Origin of the sequence: Pseudomonas sp. Pseusp3 (genome assembly GCF_047304225.1) — a bacterium.
In the GTDB taxonomy this organism is placed as follows: Bacteria; Pseudomonadota; Gammaproteobacteria; order Pseudomonadales; family Pseudomonadaceae; genus Aquipseudomonas; species Aquipseudomonas fluorescens_CD.
This window is the reverse complement of sequence record NZ_JBGLYV010000014.1, coordinates 37,192-59,202: the sequence shown is the minus strand read 5'-3', so window position 1 is coordinate 59,202 and position 22,011 is coordinate 37,192. Positions and strand designations below refer to the sequence as shown.

At 59.7% G+C, this 22,011-nt stretch carries 10 protein-coding genes; 7 read left to right on the top strand and 3 right to left on the bottom strand.

Annotation, left to right across the window (positions count from 1 at the left end):
• Positions 1 to 12 precede the first annotated feature (12 nt).
• Complete coding sequence (gene glnE / locus ACCD00_RS07265) at positions 13 to 2,952, bottom strand: bifunctional [glutamate--ammonia ligase]-adenylyl-L-tyrosine phosphorylase/[glutamate--ammonia-ligase] adenylyltransferase (RefSeq protein ID WP_413423203.1); 2,940 nt, start codon at positions 2,950 to 2,952, stop codon at positions 13 to 15.
• A 383-nt stretch (positions 2,953 to 3,335) separates the two neighbouring features.
• On the opposite strand from glnE, the gene aceE reads away from it, so the two are divergent.
• The 6 genes from aceE to msrA all read left to right on the top strand — a co-directional run bounded on the left by aceE (position 3,336) and on the right by msrA (position 14,751).
• Entirely contained in the window at positions 3,336 to 5,981 is a 2,646-nt protein-coding gene (gene aceE / locus ACCD00_RS07260; RefSeq protein ID WP_413423201.1) for a pyruvate dehydrogenase (acetyl-transferring), homodimeric type, read from the top strand.
• A gap of 11 nt (positions 5,982 to 5,992) precedes the next feature.
• On the top strand, positions 5,993 to 7,945 hold the full coding sequence (gene aceF / locus ACCD00_RS07255; RefSeq protein ID WP_413423199.1) for a dihydrolipoyllysine-residue acetyltransferase: 1,953 nt from the start codon (positions 5,993 to 5,995) through the stop codon (positions 7,943 to 7,945).
• Positions 7,946 to 8,217: 272 nt separating this feature from the next.
• Entirely contained in the window at positions 8,218 to 9,651 is a 1,434-nt protein-coding gene (locus ACCD00_RS07250; protein ID WP_413423197.1) for an alkaline phosphatase D family protein, read from the top strand.
• 77 nt (positions 9,652 to 9,728) lie between these two features.
• Positions 9,729 to 11,123: an alkaline phosphatase D family protein gene (locus ACCD00_RS07245; RefSeq protein WP_413423195.1), complete on the top strand. Its 1,395-nt coding sequence runs from the start codon at positions 9,729 to 9,731 to the stop codon at positions 11,121 to 11,123.
• 220 nt (positions 11,124 to 11,343) lie between these two features.
• Complete coding sequence (locus ACCD00_RS07240; protein ID WP_413423193.1) at positions 11,344 to 14,037, top strand: putative bifunctional diguanylate cyclase/phosphodiesterase; 2,694 nt, start codon at positions 11,344 to 11,346, stop codon at positions 14,035 to 14,037.
• A 63-nt stretch (positions 14,038 to 14,100) separates the two neighbouring features.
• On the top strand, positions 14,101 to 14,751 hold the full coding sequence (gene msrA / locus ACCD00_RS07235) for a peptide-methionine (S)-S-oxide reductase MsrA (protein WP_413423191.1): 651 nt from the start codon (positions 14,101 to 14,103) through the stop codon (positions 14,749 to 14,751).
• A 146-nt stretch (positions 14,752 to 14,897) separates the two neighbouring features.
• Here msrA and ACCD00_RS07230 read toward each other — a convergent pair whose 3' ends face one another.
• Both ACCD00_RS07230 and putP read right to left on the bottom strand, forming a co-directional pair.
• Positions 14,898 to 15,737, bottom strand: a complete 840-nt coding sequence (locus tag ACCD00_RS07230) for a 23S rRNA (adenine(2030)-N(6))-methyltransferase RlmJ (RefSeq protein ID WP_015093178.1) — start codon at positions 15,735 to 15,737, stop codon at positions 14,898 to 14,900.
• Positions 15,738 to 15,914: 177 nt separating this feature from the next.
• Positions 15,915 to 17,399: a sodium/proline symporter PutP gene (gene putP, locus ACCD00_RS07225; RefSeq protein WP_413423189.1), complete on the bottom strand. Its 1,485-nt coding sequence runs from the start codon at positions 17,397 to 17,399 to the stop codon at positions 15,915 to 15,917.
• A 462-nt stretch (positions 17,400 to 17,861) separates the two neighbouring features.
• Here putP and putA point away from each other — a divergent pair, with 462 nt between their 5' ends.
• Positions 17,862 to 21,812, top strand: coding sequence for a trifunctional transcriptional regulator/proline dehydrogenase/L-glutamate gamma-semialdehyde dehydrogenase (putA, locus tag ACCD00_RS07220; protein WP_413423187.1), 3,951 nt, complete (start codon positions 17,862 to 17,864; stop codon positions 21,810 to 21,812).
• Positions 21,813 to 22,011 lie beyond the last annotated feature (199 nt).

Here is a 22,011-nt window from a genome sequence, read left to right as displayed (position 1 = left end):
AAATATCCCGTTTCAGCGTAGACCCAGCTCACGCCAGATCCGCATGACCTGCCGCCGTTCGTCCACGAACTGGTCAGCCGGTATCACCCCCGGGTTCTTCTGCAGAGCCTGCCGGTGGGCGGCGGAACGGTACGCTTTATACACTTCACGCAACAGACCGGCATCTTCGACGGGCATCAGCCCTTCATGCTCCAGCTCTTCCAGGATGCGGATATTATCCGTCCAGCGCAGCAATGGCGGGTGTGTTTCGGACCACGCCAGGGCCGCGTATTGCACCATAAATTCAATATCGACGATACCTCCGGCGTCCTGCTTGATATCGAACGGCGCCGTGGCCTCGAAGGCATTTGCCCCGGTGCCGGCCGCCGTGCTCTTGCTGCCGAGGTTATCGCGCATCTTGGCGCGCATTTCGCTGACCTCCTGGCGCAGGGTCGGCAAATCACGTGTCTTGCCCAAAATCGCGGCACGGACTTTCTCGAATGCCTGGCCGACATCCTGACTGCCCACCAGCACTCGCGCCCGCACCAGCGCCTGGTGTTCCCAGGTCCATGCTTCGTTTTCCTGATAACGGGCAAACGCCCCCAGGGAACTCACCAGCAAGCCCGACGCACCGGACGGCCGCAGACGCATGTCCACTTCATACAACTGCCCGGAGTTGGTCTGTGCCGTCAGCAAATGAATGATCCGTTGACCCAGACGGGTGAAGAATTGCGCGCCATCGATGGGCTTGGGTCCATCGGTTTCGGCCTGCGGATCGCCATCGTGGATGAACACCAGATCCAGGTCGGAACCATGCCCGAGTTCCAGGCCGCCGACTTTCCCATAACCGACAATGATGAAACCGGGATCGCACAAGGTGCCATCGGTGCGCAGCGGCGTGCCGTACTTGGCCACGGTCTGGCGCCAGGCCAGCGCCAGCACTTGCTCCAGGATCGCTTCGGCGAGCCAGGTCAGGTAATCGCTGACTTTCATCAGCGGCAGGCTGCCAGCGATTTCCGAAGCGGCCACCCGCAAGCGGTGCGCCAGCTTGAAGTGGCGCAGGGCTTCCATTTGCTGCTCGAGGTCGTCCTCGGGAATCCGTGTCAGGCGCTCGCGCAACTCGGCCGCCAGCTCTGGCGCCAGCGGCGGCTTGAACAGCCGGCCTTCGTTGAGCAATTCGTCGAGCAGCAAGGGGAAACGGGTGATTTGCTCGGCGATCCACGGGCTCGCCGCACACAGCGTCAGCAACCGCCGCAGCGCCCCGGGGTTCTCGGTCAACAGCACCAGATAAGCGGAACGACGGGCCACGGCTTCAACCAACGGCAGCACCCGCTCCAGTACCAGGTCCGGATTGTCATGCTCCACGGCCTGCGCCAGCAAACGCGGAATAAAAGCATCGAGACGTTCGCGCCCCAGACGCTGCATTGCCCTCAATTGCGGGCTGCTGCGCAAGCCGGCCAGGGCTTTCAAGGCTTTGGTGGCATCCTTGAACCCCCCCTCCTCCAGTTGGCGGCAAGCGGCCTCATCGTCCTGAGCCTCCTCCCACAGCGGCAACCATTCACCGCCGACCACCACTTCGCTTTCGGCGCCCTGCTCTTCGTCGGGATCGGCGATCACCTGCCCGAAGTGCCAGGCCACGCGGCCGCGCCAATACATCAGTTGTTCGTGGAAAGCCGTCCAGTTGGCGAAACCCAGCATAAAGGCAATACGCGCCTGATCCTGCTCGCCATCGGGCAACATTTGCGTCTGGCGATCGGCAATCGCCTGAATCGCGTGTTCGGTGTAACGCAGGAACTCGTATCCTTCACGCAGCTCGCTGATCACGGCCGGCGGCAGGTAACCCTGGCCTTCCAGTGTGCTCAGCACCTTTAACAGCGGGCGCTGCTGCAAGCTCAAATCGCGGCCGCCGTGAATCAGCTGGAACGCCTGGGCAATGAACTCGACTTCACGAATGCCGCCGGAACCCAGCTTGATGTTGTCGGCCATGCCCTTGCGCCGCACTTCCTGCTGGATCAGCTGCTTCATGGTGCGCAGCGCTTCGATGGCCGAAAAGTCCAGGTAACGCCGGTAGACGAATGGCCGCAGCATCTCTTGCAGTTGCGCGCCGGCCACCTGGTCGCCGGCCACCACCCGCGACTTGATCATGGCGTAGCGTTCCCAGTCGCGCCCCTGGTCCTGGTAATACTGCTCCAGCGCATTGAAGCTCAGCACCAGCGCACCTGCCGAACCGTAGGGACGCAAGCGCATGTCGACGCGGAACACAAAACCGTCGACGGTCATCGGGTCCAGGGCCTTGATCAGCCGCTGACCCAGACGAATGAAGAACTCCTGGTTATCCAGCGGGCGTTTCACACCGACGGTTTCGCCGCCCTCGGGGTAGGCAAAAATCAGATCGATGTCCGACGACAGGTTCAGTTCCACCGCACCGAGCTTGCCCATGCCGAGAATGACCATCTGCTGCGGCTCGCCGCTGCGCCGGCCGGTCGGCACGCCGAACTGCTGGCAATGCCGCACGTACAACCATTGATAGGCCTGATCGATGCTGGCATCGGCCATGTCCGAGAGGTCACGACAGGTCTGGATCAAATCGGCCTGGCGGGTCAGGTCGCGCCAGATGATCCGCACCTGATGGCGCGCACGCTGACGGCGCAAGGCGCGGCCAAGCTGATCTTCGGTCTCGGCCACACTCACGGCGGTGGCAATCTGCGCGCACAACTCACCGGGAGCGACGCTGCGGTCCAGTTCGCCGGACTGCACCAGCTGCAGCAACATCAAAGGGTCACGAACACACTGTTCAATCACGAAATCGCTGGCGGCGGTGACGCGGGCAAATTGCGCCCAGCGCTCTGGCGTCCAGGCAGAAAGCCCGTGGTCATCACCCAAAGCGGCGACGGCAGCCCGGAACGACTGCTCGGCACGGGTGACAAACGGCAGGAGAATGGCGGGCAGTTCAGCAAACGAAGGGAGGCTCATGGTCTATCCTTGATCGGCGTACAACCGACTGCATGTAGTGGTTTTCGAAAACCCACTACCTGAGGGACTGTCGAACAAAAGTTAGAAATAGCTGAAATTTCTTTTATTTTGGCAGCCAGCATCAAGCTTTCACCTTTTGTAGTTGGAAAAAGACCAACCTTATCGATTATTCTCACAACGCAGCCGGGGGCCACGAGCCACTCATCTGTAGTTTTACTACTCGTATATACATTAGACGGGCTGAAATGCCGGAAGATTTGTAGTAAAACTACACGCCGCCGGAACAACCTGTCGGCAATCCAAGAATTCATAACGTCTGCCCACAAGGCCAGTCGCTAACTCAGGCAACCGATTCTGGTAGCCTTTCCGCCCTGGAGCAAGCCATGCAAGACCTCGATCCCGTCGAAACCCAGGAATGGCTGGACGCCCTGGAATCGGTTCTCGACAAAGAAGGCGAAGACCGTGCTCACTATCTGATGACCCGTATGGGTGAGCTCGCGACCCGCAGCGGTTCGCAGTTGCCTTACGCCATCACCACGCCTTACCGCAACACGATCCCCGTTACCCACGAAGCACGCATGCCTGGCGACCTGTTCATGGAACGCCGCATTCGCTCGCTGGTACGCTGGAACGCGATGGCCATGGTAATGCGTACGAACCTGAAAGACTCTGACCTCGGCGGTCACATCTCCAGCTTCGCTTCCAGTGCGACCCTGTATGACATCGGCTTCAACTACTTCTTCCAGGCCCCGACCGACGAACACGGCGGCGACCTGATCTACTTCCAGGGCCACACCTCGCCAGGCGTTTACGCCCGTGCATTCATGGAAGGCCGCATCACCGAAGACCAGATGAACAACTTCCGCCAGGAAGTTGACGGTCAGGGCCTGTCGTCCTACCCACACCCTTGGCTGATGCCTGACTTCTGGCAGTTCCCGACCGTATCCATGGGTCTGGGCCCGATCCAGGCGATCTACCAGGCACGTTTCATGAAGTACCTGGAACACCGTGGCTTCATCCAGCCAGGCAAACAGAAAGTCTGGTGCTTCCTGGGCGACGGCGAGTGCGACGAGCCGGAATCCCTGGGCGCCATCTCCCTGGCCGGCCGCGAGAAGCTCGACAACCTGATCTTCGTCATCAACTGCAACCTGCAGCGCCTCGACGGCCCGGTTCGCGGCAACGGCAAGATCATCCAGGAACTCGAAGGCGTGTTCCGCGGTGCTCAGTGGAACGTGACCAAAGTCATCTGGGGCCGTTTCTGGGACCCACTGCTGGCCAAGGACGTCGACGGCATCCTGCAACGCCGCATGGACGAAGTCATCGACGGCGAGTACCAGAACTACAAAGCCAAAGACGGCGCGTTCGTGCGTGAACACTTCTTCAACACGCCGGAACTCAAGGCGATGGTTGCCGATCTGTCCGACGACGAGATCTGGAAACTCAACCGTGGCGGCCACGACCCGTACAAGGTCTACGCGGCGTACCACGAAGCGGTCAACCACAAAGAACAACCGACCGTCATCCTGGCCAAGACCATCAAGGGTTATGGCACCGGTGCCGGCGAAGCGAAAAACACTGCGCACAACACCAAGAAAGTCGACGTCGACAGCCTGAAGTTGTTCCGCGATCGTTTCGACATCCCGGTCAAGGACGAAGAGCTGGAGAACCTGCCGTTCTTCAAACCGGAAGAAGGCAGCGCCGAAGCCCGTTACCTGGCCGAGCGCCGCAATGCGCTGGGCGGTTTCGTACCACAGCGTCGCGCTCAAAGCTTCAACATCCCGACCCCTCCACTGGACACCCTCAAGGCGATCCTCGACGGCTCGGGCGACCGTGAAATCTCCACCACCATGGCCTTCGTGCGGATCCTCGCGCAACTGGTCAAGGACAAGGAAATCGGCCCGCGCATCGTGCCGATCATCCCGGACGAAGCCCGTACCTTCGGTATGGAAGGCATGTTCCGTCAGTTGGGCATCTACTCCTCCGTCGGCCAGCTCTACGAGCCAGTCGATAAAGACCAGGTGATGTTCTACAAGGAAGACCAGAAGGGCCAGATCCTCGAAGAGGGCATCAACGAAGCGGGCGCCATGAGCTCCTTCATCGCTGCCGGTACTTCGTACTCCAGCCACAACCAGCCAATGCTGCCGTTCTACATCTTCTACTCGATGTTCGGCTTCCAGCGTATCGGCGACCTGGCCTGGGCCGCTGGCGACAGCCGCACCCGTGGCTTCCTGATCGGCGGTACCGCCGGCCGTACCACCCTGAACGGTGAAGGCCTGCAACACGAAGACGGTCACAGCCACCTGCTGGCCGCGACCATCCCGAACTGCCGCACCTACGATCCAACCTACGGCTACGAGCTGGCGGTGATCATTCAGGACGGCATGAAGAAGATGACCGAAGAGCAACAGGACGTCTTCTACTACATCACCGTGATGAACGAGTCGTACCAGCAGCCAGCCATGCCGGCCGGTGCCGAAGAAGGCATCAAGAAGGGCATGTACCTGCTCGAAGAAGACACCCGCGAAGCGGCGCACCACGTTCAGCTGATGGGCTCCGGCACCATCCTGCGTGAAGTCCGTGAAGCAGCGAAGATCCTGCGCGAAGAGTTCAACGTCGGCGCCGACGTGTGGAGCGTTACCAGCTTCAACGAACTGCGTCGCGACGGCCTGGCCGTTGAACGCACCAACCGTCTGCACCCGGGCCAGAAGCCTAAGCTGAGCTACGTCGAAGAGTGCCTGAACGGCCGTAAGGGTCCGGTCATCGCGTCTACCGACTACATGAAACTGTTCGCCGAGCAGATCCGTCAGTGGGTACCGTCCAAGGAATTCAAAGTCCTGGGCACCGACGGTTTCGGCCGCAGCGACAGCCGCAAGAAACTGCGTCATTTCTTCGAAGTCGACCGTCATTTCGTGGTGTTGGCAGCCCTGGAAGCACTGGCTGACCGTGGTGACATCGAACCTAAAGTGGTGGCCGAGGCCATCGCCAAGTTCGGTATCAACCCGGAAAAACGCAACCCACTGGACTGCTGAGGAGAGATTCTGTGAGCGAACTCATTCGCGTACCTGACATCGGCAGCGGTGAAGGTGAAGTAATTGAACTGTTTGTGAAGGTCGGCGACCGTATCGAAGCCGACCAGAGCATCCTGACACTGGAATCGGACAAGGCGAGCATGGAAGTGCCTGCGCCGAAGGCCGGTATCATCAAGAGCCTGAAAGTGAAGCTGGGCGATCGCCTGAAAGAAGGCGACGAACTGCTGGAGCTGGAAGTCGAAGGTGCCGCTGCTGCGGCCCCTGCGGCTGCTGCAAAAGCCGCAGAGAAACCGGCCGTTGCTCCAGCGCCGGCCGCTCCTGCTGCCGCGCCAGCTGCCGCCAGCGTTCAGAAAGTGCACGTGCCGGACATCGGTTCGTCGGGCAAGGCCCAGATCATCGAGATCCAGGTCAAGGTCGGCGACACCGTCGCGGCTGATCAGTCGCTGATCACCCTGGAATCCGACAAGGCCAGCATGGAAATCCCGTCGCCAGCCGCTGGCGTGGTCAAGGCCATCAGCGTCAAGCTCAACGACGAAGTCGGCACCGGCGACCTGATCCTGGACCTGGAAGTGGCGGGCGCTGCTGCGCCGGCTGCGGCTCCAGCCCAGGCTGCCGCTCCGGCAGCTGCACCTGCACCTGCACCTGCGGCAGCCCCGACTGCTCCAGTAGCCGACAGCATCCAGGACATCCACGTTCCGGACATCGGTTCGGCGGGCAAGGCCAAGATCATCGAAGTCCTGGTCAAGGCCGGCGACAGCGTTGTCGCCGACCAGTCGCTGATCACCCTGGAATCCGACAAGGCCAGCATGGAAATCCCGTCGCCGGCCGCTGGCGTGGTGGAAAGTGTTTCCATCAAGCTCGATGACGAAGTCGGTACCGGCGACCTGATCCTCAAGCTGAAAGTCAAAGGCGCCGCTCCTGCTGCACCTGTTGCTGCGACCGCACCTGCCGCTGCTGCTCCGAGCGCTCCGGCTCCAGCCGCTGCTGCACCTGCCGCGGCCGCACCTGTTGCTGCCCCGGTTGCTGCTCCCGCCAAGCCAGGCGCCAAGGTTCACGCCGGCCCTGCCGTGCGTCAACTGGCCCGCGAGTTCGGCGTCGAGCTGAGCGCTGTAGGTGCCAGCGGTCCGCACGGTCGCATCCTGAAGGAAGACGTGCAGGTCTACGTCAAAGCCATGATGCAGAAGGCCAAGGAAGCGCCGGCCGCTGCGGCTGGCGCAACCGGTGGCGCGGGCATTCCGCCGATTCCGGTCGTGGACTTCAGCCGTTTCGGTGAAATCGAAGAAGTGCCGATGACCCGCCTGATGCAGGTCGGCGCCGCCAACCTGCACCGTAGCTGGCTGAACGTGCCGCACGTGACGCAATTCGACTCGGCGGATATCACCGAACTCGAAGCGTTCCGTGTTGCCCAGAAAGCCGTTGCAGAGAAGGCCGGCGTCAAGCTGACCGTCCTGCCGTTGCTGCTCAAGTCCTGCGCGCACCTGCTCAAGGAACTGCCGGACTTCAACAGCTCGCTGGCACCAAGCGGCAAAGCGATCATCCGCAAGAAATACGTGAATATCGGCTTCGCCGTCGACACTCCGGAAGGCCTGCTGGTACCGGTCATCAAGAACGTCGACCAGAAGAGCCTGCTGCAACTGGCGGCCGAAGCGGCTTCCCTGGCTGAAAAAGCCCGGACCAAGAAGCTTTCGTCGGACGAGATGCAAGGCGCCTGCTTCACCATTTCCAGCCTCGGCCACATTGGCGGCACCGGCTTCACGCCGATCGTCAACGCGCCGGAAGTGGCGATTCTCGGTGTCTCCAAGGCAACCATCCAGCCAGTCTGGGACGGCAAAGCCTTCCAGCCGAAACTGATGCTGCCACTGTCGCTGTCCTACGATCACCGTGTGATCAACGGCGCCGCGGCTGCACGCTTCACCAAGCGCCTGAGCGATCTGCTGGGCGACATCCGCACCATGCTCCTGTAACACCGACCGGCCCTCCTTCACCGGAGGGCCGATCGCGTTCCACGTTTCCGAGCGCCACGCTCGTACCTCAACCCCGCCAATTTGGCGGGGCTTTTTTTGCCTGCACGAAACGCAGGCAATGTCCTACATGCCTGGTTTGATTACCCCACACAACCCATCCCCTTTTGCCCAGTATTTTCCCGCCAGCAAACACTTAGCCTTAATACCCAAAACTACGGCGGCAACTTTTAACGCCACTGGCTTTTCAGTTATTCATTCGAATGGATTCGAACATGCTAAAACTCTCTGTCGGCCCAATAGTTGGCCACACCACAACTGATCACGCGCGTATCTTTGTGCGCGGAGTAGCGCAAAAAGATGCCGCCGTATTTGCCGGCATCCGTTATCGGCAGTCCGGGGATACGCAATGGCTTAAACGTATCTTTACAAGACTGACAAACCTGCAAGACATGTCCGATGTCATTGTTCTCGATAACCTCGCGGCCGATACCGAATACGAGTATCAAGCCGGCTGGTTCAGCACCACGAGTGCCGGGCACACCGTGGAGTCGGTGCAAGAACTGCCGCTGCAATGGCCGCAGGAACTCTATCGCTTGCGCACCCGATCGGGCACAGTCGGCACGCCGCGAGCCTATTTCGTCGGCTCATGCCGTTACTTGCGGATGACCGCCGGTATCCCGTCGGCGCCACAACTGGGCGACCGGATATTCGCCTCGATCACACAATTGGCACTGCAAGCCAACCCGCCGGTCAGCGCGATGTTGATGACTGGCGATCAGATCTATGTCGACGATTTGAATTTTTTCGCACCCGACCGCGAATATCAGCAAATACTCGCAAAATACCGTGCGGCTTTCTCCCAACCGCATATTTCCAGGTTAATGGCCAACTTATCGACTTACATGATCCTCGACGATCACGAAATTGAAGATAACTGGCCGGAAAGAAAAACATCAGGCGATGATGTTCTGTATGAAAACGCCATCACTGCTTATGAGTTATATCAAGCCAGCCACAGCCCGGTATTTGAATTACTCGACGATGGCCGGGTCAGCCGGCATCCGAAGCACTATTGGTATCAGTTCACCGATGGCGATATCGAATGGTTCGTCACCGATAGCCGCTCCCAGCGTAGTCTGTCCGCCAATGATCGACGCATTCTTGATGTTGAACAGGAATATGCCTTGTGCCAATGGCTGATCCACAGCCCCGCCAGGGTCAAGATGGTGGTCACCAGTGTGATGTTCTTCCCTGACGCCAAACGCGACGGGGATGACGCCTGGGCCGGGTTTCCCGGACAACGGCTGCGGTTGCTGGAGACCATTCGTACACATCGCATCAGGAACGTCGTGTTCATTTCCGGTGATGTTCACGGTTCACTGACCAGTCGGTTGACCCACAGCGAAGACCCGGGCTTCGAAGTCCACACCATCGTCTCGTCACCGCTGTGCAACAGCAGAATGTTGCCCTATGCCACGGCCTCCACATTCGCCCTCGATCAACCCCTGGTCCGCACCGCCTCCGGCGACTATCGACATGAGCTGACCAGCATGGTGGTGAGTGAAGACAACTTTGCCCATATTGTGGTCGAGGCCGGACAGATTATGGTCACTTACCACGACCGCGACGGAGGGGCACTGCAAACCGTTGAGATTAAATTGGATAAAACTGACAAGAACACACAAAAAAACAACTCAGCGGCATGACGATAAATATGTATCGCACAGACTGGCTACACCCGCCCTAACCTGTCCAGGATAAAAACCAATGGATGGAAAACATTATGCAATTACAAAAGCCTACCGTAGGCCCTATTCTTGGACACGTCACGCCACACGAGGCGAGAATTTTTCTGCGAGGTGGAAATCAACTCGCGAAAGACAAGAGCGTCAGAATAGCTGCAATCCGCTTTCGGGAAAACAACAACACATTATGGAAAGTGCGCACCGAAACGATACTCAGAGACAGGGACAATACCGCTGTAATCCATCTGTCAGGGCTAAGCGCCGATACAATATATACCTTTCAGATGGGCTGGTGTAACGCAAGCAAAGAGTTTCTGGCCGATCCCGACCTTACCGATTCGTTCATCTGGCCTAAGAAAAAATTCAAACTCCAGACCCAGAATGGCAAAAATGATTCATCGCGCAGCTACCTCATAGGCTCATGCAGATACCTGAATTTTACTGGCGGCTTTCCTCTACATACGGCTAATAACTCCACTATCTTTAAAGCAATGGTCAGGCAAAAAATCAAAACCGACGCACTTGTAATGGTGGGCGATCAAATCTATGCCGACGATATGAACAGGGTAGTGCCAGATACGTCGCTTAATGATTTCCTAATTAAATACAGAGGTTCCTTCTCCGAAAAAAATATTCGAAAGCTCATGGCAAAAACGCCTACCTATATGATTTTGGATGACCACGAGATAGAAGATAACTGGCCTGCCAATAAATCTGACGCAGATCTCGCTCTTTTTAATAATGCAATGCACGCTTATGAGATATACCAGTCCAGCCATAGTCCTGCGCATACACTGTCAGCCGATGGAACCTTGGCCAAACGTCCCGATCATTATTGGTACAAGTTCTCCCATGGCGCCGTGGAATGGTTTGTTCTGGATACCCGCACGCAACGCAACCTGGCACCCGAGGATCGAAGGATACTCGATGTCGAGCAAGAAACGGCACTGCTCGAATGGTTGGCCTCCAGCGTGGCGAAAGTGAAATTTGTCGTCACCAGTGTCATGTTTTACCCGGACTTGAAAGAAGATGGTGGGGACTCGTGGAAATCTTTCACCGAGCAACGCAACCGAATTCTTGAAAGCATCCGTTTGAATAAAGTCAAAAATGTGTTTTTTATCGCTGGAGATGTTCATGCCTCGATGACAAGCAAGCTTACGCACTCGAAAGACCAAGACTTCGCTGTCCATACCATTGTCTCCTCGCCATTGAACTGTATTCCAATCTACGGCCCGCCAACCGCTGAGGCATTTATGCTGGACCAAACGCTCAGCACCATCGATGACGCAACGTTTGCGCACACCCTTAGCTGCACAAAAATAATCAGTACTGATAATTTTGCCCGCGTCACCGTCGACGAAAACAACGTCTCGGTGAGCTTCTTCAACAAAAAAGGGGCGCTCCTGGAAGCGGTCAATATTCCCTTGGCCTGACGCCGCCTCGGCCGTCAGCAGAACAGGCTTTTCACTGGCAAAATCGCAATTTTGCAATTCGGCCTGCAGAAATCGCCTGTTCTGCCGACATATTCTTATAGCACTTGGCCTTCATCTCTCTTGTCAGTCGGTGCCGCAATGATGCAACCTTGCCGCAGGCAACAGTAAAGAGGGCGAGAGCCCAGCGCGTTCAGCATATTCGAAGCGAGTTTCCCTCCATATGAAAAGCCAACCCGATGCCGCCAGCCGTATGGTGGCCGAGGTAGTGACGCAGTTGCCTGTGCCCTCGCGGCTCGGCATGCTGCGTTTCGAACGGCTTAATGAACCCAGCTGGGCGCTGCTGTTTCTCGATCCCAATTGCGAACGCCAGTTCGGCATGCCAGCCGTGGAGCTGTGCGCGCTGGTGGGCTCGCCCTACGCCAGCCTGATGGAGCCGGAAGCGCGTTATCAACTGCACGACGCGGTCCAGCAACAACTGACCGAAAGCACGCATTACCTGGTCCGCTACACCCTGCACACCGCCTCGGGCTCCCTGAATCTGCTGGAACTGGGCGAAGCCTACAAACAACACAATCGCCACCTGTTGCGCGGCTATCTGCTGGTCATTGACGGCCTGTTCGAGGATGACCCGCTGCAACCGGCCCTGGATCTGGAAACCCAGAACTCGCGCCTGCAAATCGCCCTGGAACTCAATCAGCGCGCCCAGCAGGAGCAACTGCTGCATCTGGACCGGGTGCGTGCCCAGCAGGACCTGATCCTGCTGCTCACCCGCCAACGCTACAGCAGCAACGACTCCTTGCGCGAAGCCGCCGAGCTGATCACCCGCAGCGCCTGCGACATTTACGAAATCGACTGCGCCAGCCTGTGGCACCTCGAAGGCTCGATGCTGGTGCCGATCTCGGCCTATCACCGCACGAGTCAGGAATACCTGCTGCCGCAGCCGATCGACGTCAGCGTTTTCCCCGATTACCTCGACGCCTTGCACACCGGTCGCGCCATCGACGCCCATAACGCCATGCGCGACCCGCGCACCCGGGAGATGGCCGAAAGCCTGCGCCCGTGCGACGTCAACGCAATGCTTGACGCCAGTATCCGCGTCGATGGCCAGGTGGTCGGCGTTTTGTGCCTGGAGCAAACCGGTGCGACCCGTGCCTGGCAGTCGGACGAAATCGCTTTTGCCGGCGAACTGGCGGACCAGTTTGCCCAGGTCATCAGCAACCACAACCGGCGCACCGCCACCAGCGCCCTGCACCTGTTTCAGCGTGCGGTCGAACAAAGTGCCAACGCCTTTTTGCTGGTGAATTGCGATGGCGTGGTGGAATACGTCAACCCGAGCTTCACCGCAATCACCCAGTACTCCACCGAAGAAGTGCACGGTCAGCGCCTGTCGGAACTGCCAGCCCTGGAGAACCTCAGCGAACTGCTGTTCGACGCACCTTCGGCGCTGGCCAAGAGCAACAGTTGGCAGGGCGAATTCAAGAGCCGGCGCAAAAACCTCGAACCCTACTGGGGCCAGTTGTCGATCTCCAAGGTTTACGGCGACAACCGCGAGCTGACCCATTACATCGGCATTTACGAAGACATCACCCAGACCAAACTGGCCCAGCAACGCATCGAGCGCCTGGCCTACACCGACAACCTGACCAATCTCGGCAATCGCCCGGCGTTCATCCGCAACCTCGACGAACGCTTCGCCCGGGACAGCGACGCACCGATCAGCCTGTTGCTGGTGGACATCGACAACTTCAAGCGGATCAACGACAGCCTCGGCCACCAGACCGGCGACAAACTGCTCATCAGCCTGGCCCGGCGCCTGCGCAACAGCTTGATCCCGAGCGGTAGCCTGGCACGCTTCGCCAGTAACGAATTCGCCGTGTTGCTGGACAACAGCGACCTCACGGAGGGTCAGCAAGTGGCCAACCAGTTGCTGGCGACCCTCGACAAACCGATGTTCGTCGACAACCAGTTGATCAGCGTCACCGGCTCCGTGGGCCTGGCCTGCGCGCCGCTGCATGGGCGCGACCCGCAAACCCTGATGCGCAACGCCGGGCTGGCCCTGCACAAGGCCAAGGCCAATGGCAAACACCAGGTGCAAGTGTTCACCGAAGCGCTGAACGCCGAGGCCAGCTACAAGCTGTTCGTCGAAAACAACCTGCGCCGCGCCCTGACCCAGAACGAACTCGATGTGTTCTACCAGCCCAAGCTGTGCCTGCGCAGCGGGCGCCTGCTGGGGATGGAAGCACTGCTGCGCTGGGATCATCCGGAAAAGGGCATGATCCGCCCGGATCAGTTCATCAGCGTCGCCGAAGAAACCGGGCTGATTATTCCGATCGGCAAATGGATCGCCCGCCAGGCCTGCCGCATGAGCAAGGCGCTGACCGCCGCCGGCCTGGGCAACCTTCAGGTGGCGATCAACCTGTCGCCCAAGCAGTTCTCGGATCCGGACCTGGTGGCCTCCATCGCCAGCATTCTCAAGGAAGAAGACCTGCCCGCTCATTTGCTGGAGCTGGAGCTGACCGAAGGCCTGCTGCTGGAAGCCACCGAAGACACCCACTTGCAGCTCGACCAGCTCAAGCGTCTGGGCATGACCTTGGCCATGGACGACTTCGGCACCGGCTACTCGTCGCTCAGTTACTTGAAAAAATTCCCCATCGACATCATTAAGATCGATCGAAGCTTCATCCACGAAATCCCGGACAACCAGGACGACATGGAAATCACCTCCGCAGTGATCGCCATGGCCCATAACCTGAAACTCAAGGTTGTGGCTGAGGGCATCGAAACTGCCGAGCAGTTGTCGTTCCTGCGCCGTCACCGCTGCGACGTCGGCCAGGGCTACCTGTTCGACCGTCCGATCCCGGGCAACGAGCTGATCGAAAAGCTCAAGCGCTACCCGCGTGGCCCAATCGCCTGACAGCGATCCAACTCTCGGGCAAACTGTTTGTCTGTCTAATTATCCTGACTGAGAGGACTGGTCATGGTTCTGCGCTCGGAAATTCTGGTGAACAAAAACGTGCTCCCTACTAAAGAACAAGCTCTGCCCGGCCGCGAAACCGCGATGACCCTGCCTGAAAAGCACTTTGTGTTTAAAGACACCCCCTTGCTCGGCCCGTTCTTCGAAGATGTCGACTTCGCGATCTTCGGCCTGGGCTGTTTCTGGGGGGCGGAACGCCGCTTCTGGCAGCGCGAAGGCGTGGTCAGCACGGTGGTGGGTTACGCCGGCGGCTTCACGCCGAACCCGACCTACGAAGAAGTCTGCTCCGGCCTGACCGGCCATGCCGAAGTGGTGCTGGTGGTGTACGACAAAGCGAAAGTCAGCTACCAGGAGCTGCTGGCGATGTTCTGGGAACTGCACAACCCGACTCAGGGCATGCGCCAGGGCAACGACATCGGCACCCAGTACCGCTCGGTGATCTACGCCACTTCGCCTGAACAACTGGAAGCCGCGCTCAAGAGCAAAGCAGCGTACCAGGCCGAACTGTCCAAGGCCGGCCTCGGTGAAATCAGCACCGAAATCGAACAGGCCCCGACCGTTTATTTTGCCGAGGCATATCACCAGCAGTATCTGGCCAAAAATCCGGAAGGGTATTGCGGGATCGGCGGCACAGGCGTGACCTGCCCGATCTGACAACTGACTGTAGGAGCGAGCTCGCTCGCGAAAAACCAAAGGACGCCGCTGGGCATCCGGCTTTACGCGTTAACGTTCACGACCTTCGCGAGCAAGCTCGCTCCTACACAGTGATGGCGTCCAATCGGACGCCATAGATGCACAAATCAACTCTCAGCAATCAACCAATCCATCCGCCACCCACCCTGGGTCTGCCCGAGCTTCTCGGACAACCACGGCAGCAGCTCACGCAACTCTTCCTCCAGCCCCCACGGCGGATTGGCAATCGCCAGGCCGGAACCGTTCAGGCTGTTCGGCGTATCCAACGGGTGCACCAACAACTCCACCCGCAACAACTTCGGCGCACCGGTGCCGGCCAGGTCCTGGTAGAAGCGACGCAGCGCGCGCTGATCCTTCACCGGGTACCAGATCGCCGCCACGGTCTGGCGCATCCGACCAATCGCTTCCTTCAACGACGCGGCACAACGCTGCATCTCATCGAGCTTCTCGAACGGCGGATCGATCAACATCACCGCACGCTTCTCCGGCACCGGCAGCAAGGCCCGCGACACATGCCAGCCCTCGCCCAAGTGAACCTTGACCCGACGATCACCGGCCATGTTGTCCTTGAGCAACACGCCGTCTTCCGGGTGCTTCTCGTTGAGCAACACACGGTCCTGAGGGCGGGTCAGACGCCGCGCCAGTTCCGGCGAGCCCGGGTAATAGCGCAACTGGCCGTCCGGGTTCATCTCGTGCAGCACCTGCATGTAATCAGCGGTCAGGATCGGCAGATCCGGCTGATCCCACAAACGCGCAATGCCTTCCAGGTACTCGCCGGTACGGCTGGCCTGGTCACCCTGAAGGTCATACAGACCGATGCCGGCGTGGGTGTCGAGATAGGCAAACGGCTGCTCCTTGCGCGACATCAGGGCGATGAGGCGGGTCAAGGTCAGGTGTTTGAACACATCGGCGTGATTGCCGGCATGGAAGGCGTGACGATAATTCATGGCTGCTCCTGCGAAGGCCGGGAAGTTTACCTTTTACCGGCCGGCAAGTCAGGGGTTGGTGGCTGAGCGGATGACCCTGGGGGAACACGGCAGTGAAAACGCAAAAAAATGGCCCGCGTCCAAGAGGAAGCGGGCCATTTTTTCAAGTCATCGGGTCAGCGCATGCGCTAATCCCGGCTACTTGTTCAAGCGATAATCAGCCTCAGCCGCAGCAAAACGCTGGAACATACCGGCAGTCGGCGAGCCCATCTTGCTGACGAGGTAGATCGCCAGGCTGGCGAAGATGAAACCAGGGATGATTTCGTACAGGCCCAGCAGTTCGAAGTGTTTCCACACGATCACAGTGATCGCGCCGACCAGGATGCCGGCCAGTGCGCCGTTGCGGGTCATGTCTTTCCAGATCACGGAGATCAGTACCACCGGACCGAATGCAGCACCGAAACCGGCCCAGGCGTAGCTGACCAGACCCAGTACGCGGTTTTCCGGGTTGGCGGCCAGCGCGATGGCGATCAGGGCAACCAGCAGCACCATGGCGCGACCGACCCAGACCAGTTCCAGTTGGGAAGCCGATTTACGCAGGAAGGTTTTGTAGAAGTCTTCGGTCAGTGCGCTCGAGCACACCAGCAGTTGGCAGCTCAGGGTGCTCATGACGGCAGCCAGGATGGCCGACAGCAGGACACCGGCAATCCATGGGTTGAACAGGATCTTCGCCAGTTCGATGAACACGCGTTCGTGGTTCTCGCTCACTGGCATGGCCACGGCCGGGTTGGCCGAGAAGTAGGCGATACCGAAGAAACCTACAGCGACGGTGCCGCCCAGGCACAGGATCATCCAGGTCATGGAGATGCGACGGGCATTGGCAATCGATTTGACCGAATCCGCCGCCATGAAACGCGCCAGGATGTGCGGTTGGCCGAAGTAGCCCAGACCCCAGCCCATCAGCGAGATGATGCCGATGAAGGTGGTGCCTTTGAGCATGTCGAAGTTGGCCGGATCTTGCGCTTCGATCGCCAGGAACGTGGTATCGACACCGCCGGTGGCCAGCAGCACGATGATTGGCGTCAGGATCAGGGCGAAAATCATCAGGGTGGCTTGTACGGTGTCAGTCCAGCTCACGGCCAGGAAACCGCCGACGAAGGTGTAGGCAATCGTCGCCGCAGCACCGGCCCACAGTGCTGTCTCGTAGGACATGCCGAAGGTGCTTTCGAACAGACGGGCACCGGCCACGATGCCGGAGGCGCAGTAGATGGTGAAGAACACCAGGATCACGACGGCGGAGATGATCCGCAGCAGGCCGCTTTTGTCTTCGAAACGGCTGGCGAAGTAATCCGGCAGCGTCAGGGCGTCACCGTTGTGCTCGGTCTGCACGCGCAGACGGCCGGCGACGAACAGCCAGTTCAGGTAGGCGCCGACGATCAGGCCGATGGCGATCCAGCTTTCGGAAAGACCGGACATGTAGATAGCGCCCGGCAGGCCCATCAACAACCAGCCGCTCATGTCGGACGCACCGGCAGACAGCGCGGTAACGACGCTGCCCAGGCTACGACCGCCAAGAATGTAGTCGGAAAGGTTATTGGTGGAGCGATAGGCCATGAAACCGATCAGCACCATTGCCGCGATGTAGATCACGAATGTGATCAGGGTTGGATTCGTTACGCTCATTAAGTGACGCCCTGGCTTTGTTTTTATGTAGCAGCAGCTGTTGAACCGCCCGCAAACGCTGACGTTTGACAGACGATTCGGGACGCCGCGCATTTATGACTGATGTTTCCCCAGGAAAGCCATCAGCCGGCACACCTGCCTTTTCGACGGGTTGCACCTTGGGGCGCGAATGCTATGCAACAAAGCAAATAAGGTGCAACCCATTTTTCGAGAATCAGTTGCACCTACGTGCTTTACCCGTATCCAAATGTTTTTTTGCTCCCTTTTAGCGTAGTCAAGACGTTTTGCTAGAAGCAAAAGCACCAAGCAGGAGCAGCACGCCCGTACCAGAATTTAATTCCCGACGAGGCGCCGATTTTTCCTGCAAAAAAAGGGTTGCACCCGGTTGCACCTCAACAGTTGCACGGCTAATCTTGCCGCCAGCTGATGCCACGCAGTCGTGGCAAACATGAGGATAAAAACATGGCTACCACCACCCTTGGGGTCAAACTCGACGACCCGACCCGCGAACGCCTCAAGGCCGCCGCGACTTCGATTGATCGCACGCCGCACTGGCTGATCAAGCAGGCAATCTTCAATTACCTGGAAAAACTCGAGGGTGGTGCAACCCTGACCGAGCTGAGCGGTTTGACCAAGGATTCCGACGACAGCGTCGACGCGCCTCTGGATCACGCCCACCAGTGCTTCCTCGAATTCGCCGAAAGCATCCTGCCGCAATCGGTGCTGCGCGCTTCGATCACCGCCGCCTACCGTCGCCCGGAACCGGAAGTGGTGCCGATGCTGATCGAGCAGGCGCGCCTGCCGGCCCCTATGGCTGAAGCCACCAACAAGCTCGCCGCTTCGATTGCCGAAAAACTGCGTAACCAGAAGAGCGCTGGCGGTCGTGCCGGCATCGTTCAGGGCTTGCTGCAGGAGTTCTCCCTGTCGTCCCAGGAAGGCGTGGCACTGATGTGCCTGGCCGAAGCGCTGCTGCGCATCCCGGACAAAGGCACCCGCGACGCGCTGATCCGCGACAAGATCAGCACCGGCAACTGGCAGCCGCACCTGGGCAACAGCCCGTCGCTGTTCGTCAACGCTGCCACGTGGGGCCTGCTGCTTACCGGCAAGCTTGTGTCTACGCACAATGAGGCAGGCCTGACCTCGTCCCTGAGCCGCATCATCGGCAAGAGCGGCGAGCCGATGATCCGCAAGGGCGTCGACATGGCCATGCGCCTGATGGGCGAGCAGTTCGTGACCGGCGAAACCATCGCCGAAGCCTTGGCCAACGCCAGCAAGTTCGAAGCCAAGGGCTTCCGCTATTCCTACGACATGCTGGGTGAAGCCGCACTCACCGAGCACGACGCGCAGAAGTACCTGGCCTCGTACGAACAAGCCATCCACTCGATCGGCAAGGCTTCCCACGGTCGCGGGATTTATGAAGGCCCGGGCATTTCGATCAAGCTGTCCGCCCTGCACCCACGCTACAGCCGTGCCCAGTACGAGCGCGTGATGGATGAGCTGTACCCGCGCCTGCTGTCGCTGACCCTGCTGGCCAAGCAATACGACATCGGCCTGAACATCGACGCCGAAGAAGCCGACCGCCTCGAGCTGTCGCTGGATCTGCTGGAGCGCCTGTGCTTCGAGCCGCAACTGACCGGCTGGAACGGCATCGGTTTCGTGATCCAGGCTTACCAGAAGCGTTGCCCGTACGTGATCGACTACGTAATCGACCTGGCTCGCCGCAGCCGTCATCGCCTGATGATCCGCCTGGTGAAAGGCGCGTACTGGGACAGCGAAATCAAGCGCGCCCAGATCGAAGGCCTGGAAGGCTACCCGGTCTACACCCGCAAGGTGTACACCGACGTTTCCTACATCGCTTGCGCCCGCAAGCTGCTGTCGGTGCCGGAAGTCATCTACCCGCAGTTCGCCACGCACAACGCCCACACCCTGTCGGCCATTTATCACATCGCCGGTCAGAACTATTACCCGGGCCAGTACGAGTTCCAGTGCCTGCACGGCATGGGTGAACCACTGTACGAACAAGTTGTAGGCAAGGTTTCCGAAGGCAAGCTGAACCGTCCGTGCCGCGTGTACGCACCAGTCGGCACCCACGAAACCCTGCTCGCCTACCTGGTGCGTCGCCTGCTGGAAAACGGCGCGAACACCTCGTTCGTCAACCGTATCGCCGACCAGTCGATTTCGATTCAGGAACTGGTGGCCGACCCGGTGGCGAGCATCGAACAGATGGCGACCGTGGAAGGTGGTTTCGGCCTGCCGCACCCGCGCATTCCGCTGCCGCGTGACCTGTATGGCTCCGAGCGCGCCAACTCCAGCGGCATCGACATGGCCAACGAACATCGTCTGGCATCCCTGTCCTGCGCCCTTCTCGCTACCGCACACAACCACTGGAAAGCCGCGCCGATCCTCGGCTGCGCGTCCAGCAACGAAGCCCCGGCGCCAGTGCTGAACCCGTCCGACCTGCGTGACGTGGTCGGCCATGTACAGGAAGCCACCGTCGAAGACGTCGACAACGCAATCCAGTGCGCCCTGAACGCTGCACCGATCTGGCAGGCCACGCCGCCGGCCGAGCGCGCCGCGATCCTGGAACGTGCCGCCGACCTGATGGAAGCCGAGATCCAGCCGCTGATGGGCCTGCTGGCTCGCGAAGCCGGCAAGACCTTCGCCAACGCCATCGCTGAAGTGCGCGAGGCCGTGGACTTCCTGCGTTACTACGCGGTGCAGGCACGCAACGATTTCACCAATGACGCCCACCGCCCGCTGGGCCCGGTGGTGTGCATCAGCCCATGGAACTTCCCGCTGGCGATCTTCAGTGGCCAGGTGGCTGCCGCACTGGCTGCCGGTAACCCGGTATTGGCCAAGCCTGCGGAACAAACGCCGCTGGTGGCCGCTCAAGCCGTGCGCCTGCTGCTCGAAGCCGGGATTCCGCAAGGCGTGCTGCAACTGCTGCCGGGCCGTGGCGAAACCGTCGGTGCCGGCCTGGTCGGCGACGAACGTGTCAAAGGCGTGATGTTCACCGGTTCCACCGAAGTCGCGCGCTTGCTGCAACGCAACATCGCCGGCCGCCTCGACAGCCAGGGGCGTCCAATCCCGCTGATCGCCGAAACCGGCGGCCAGAACGCGATGATCGTCGACTCTTCGGCACTGACCGAACAGGTGGTGATCGACGTGGTGTCCTCGGCGTTCGACAGCGCCGGCCAACGTTGCTCGGCCCTACGCGTCTTGTGCCTGCAGGAAGATTCCGCCGACCGCGTCATCGAAATGCTCAAGGGCGCCATGGCCGAAAGCCGCCTCGGCAACCCGGAGCGCCTGTCCGTGGACATCGGTCCGGTGATCGACGCTGAAGCGAAAGCCGGCATCGAGAAACACATCCAGGCCATGCGTGACAAAGGTCGCAGCGTATACCAGGTGGCCATCGCCGATGCCGAAGAAGTCAAACGCGGCACCTTCGTGATGCCGACGCTGATCGAACTGGAAAGCTTCGACGAGTTGCAGCGGGAGATCTTCGGCCCGGTGCTGCACGTGGTTCGTTACAAGCGCAAAGACATCGATCAACTGATCGGCCAGATCAACGCTTCCGGCTACGGCCTGACCCTGGGCGTGCACACCCGCATCGACGAAACCATCGCCAAGGTGATCGACACCGTCAACGCCGGTAACGTCTACGTCAACCGCAACATCGTCGGTGCCGTGGTCGGCGTGCAGCCATTTGGCGGCGAAGGCCTGTCGGGGACCGGCCCGAAAGCCGGTGGCCCGCTGTACCTGTACCGCCTGCTGTCGACGCGCCCTGCGGATGCAATCGAGCAATCCTTCGCTCGCGGCGATGCTGCCGCAGCACCGGACGTTCGTCTGCGCGACGCCATGAGCAAGCCGTTGACTGCCCTGAAAGCCTGGGCCGACAGCAACAAGTTCGCCGACCTGAGCACCCTGTGCGTGCAGTTCGCCGCACAATCGCAAAGCGGCATCACCCGCGTTCTGGCTGGCCCGACCGGCGAACGCAACAGCTACGCGATCCTGCCACGGGAACACGTGCTGTGCCTGACGGAAGTCGAAGGCGATCTGCTGACGCAACTGGCGGCAGTACTGGCGGTTGGCGGCTCGGCGGTATGGCCGGAAACTGACCTGAGCAAGGCGCTGTTCGCACGCCTGCCGAAGGACATTCAGGCGCGCATCAAGCTGGTTTCCGACTGGAACAAGGACGAAGTGGTTTTTGATGCGGTTGTGCATCACGGCCATTCCGACCAGTTGCGTGCGGTGTGCCAGCAGGTTGCCAAGCGTGCCGGTGCGATCGTTGGCGTGCAGGGCCTGTCGCAAGGCGAAACCAACATTGCGCTGGAACGCCTGGTGATCGAGCGTGCGCTGAGCGTCAACACCGCTGCGGCGGGTGGTAATGCCAGCTTGATGACGATCGGCTAAAACCGATAAACCAGGCAGCCGCGATAGCTGCCTGGCAATCAAATCCCTGTGGGAGCGGGCTTGCTCGCGAAGAGGCCGTCACATTCAGCATTTATGTTGACTGACATACCGCCTTCGCGAGCAAGTCGGATTGCCGCACCACCGCTCCCACATTTGTTTTGTGGTGCCTGCCAAGTCGTCGCTCTGGTCCACTATCACG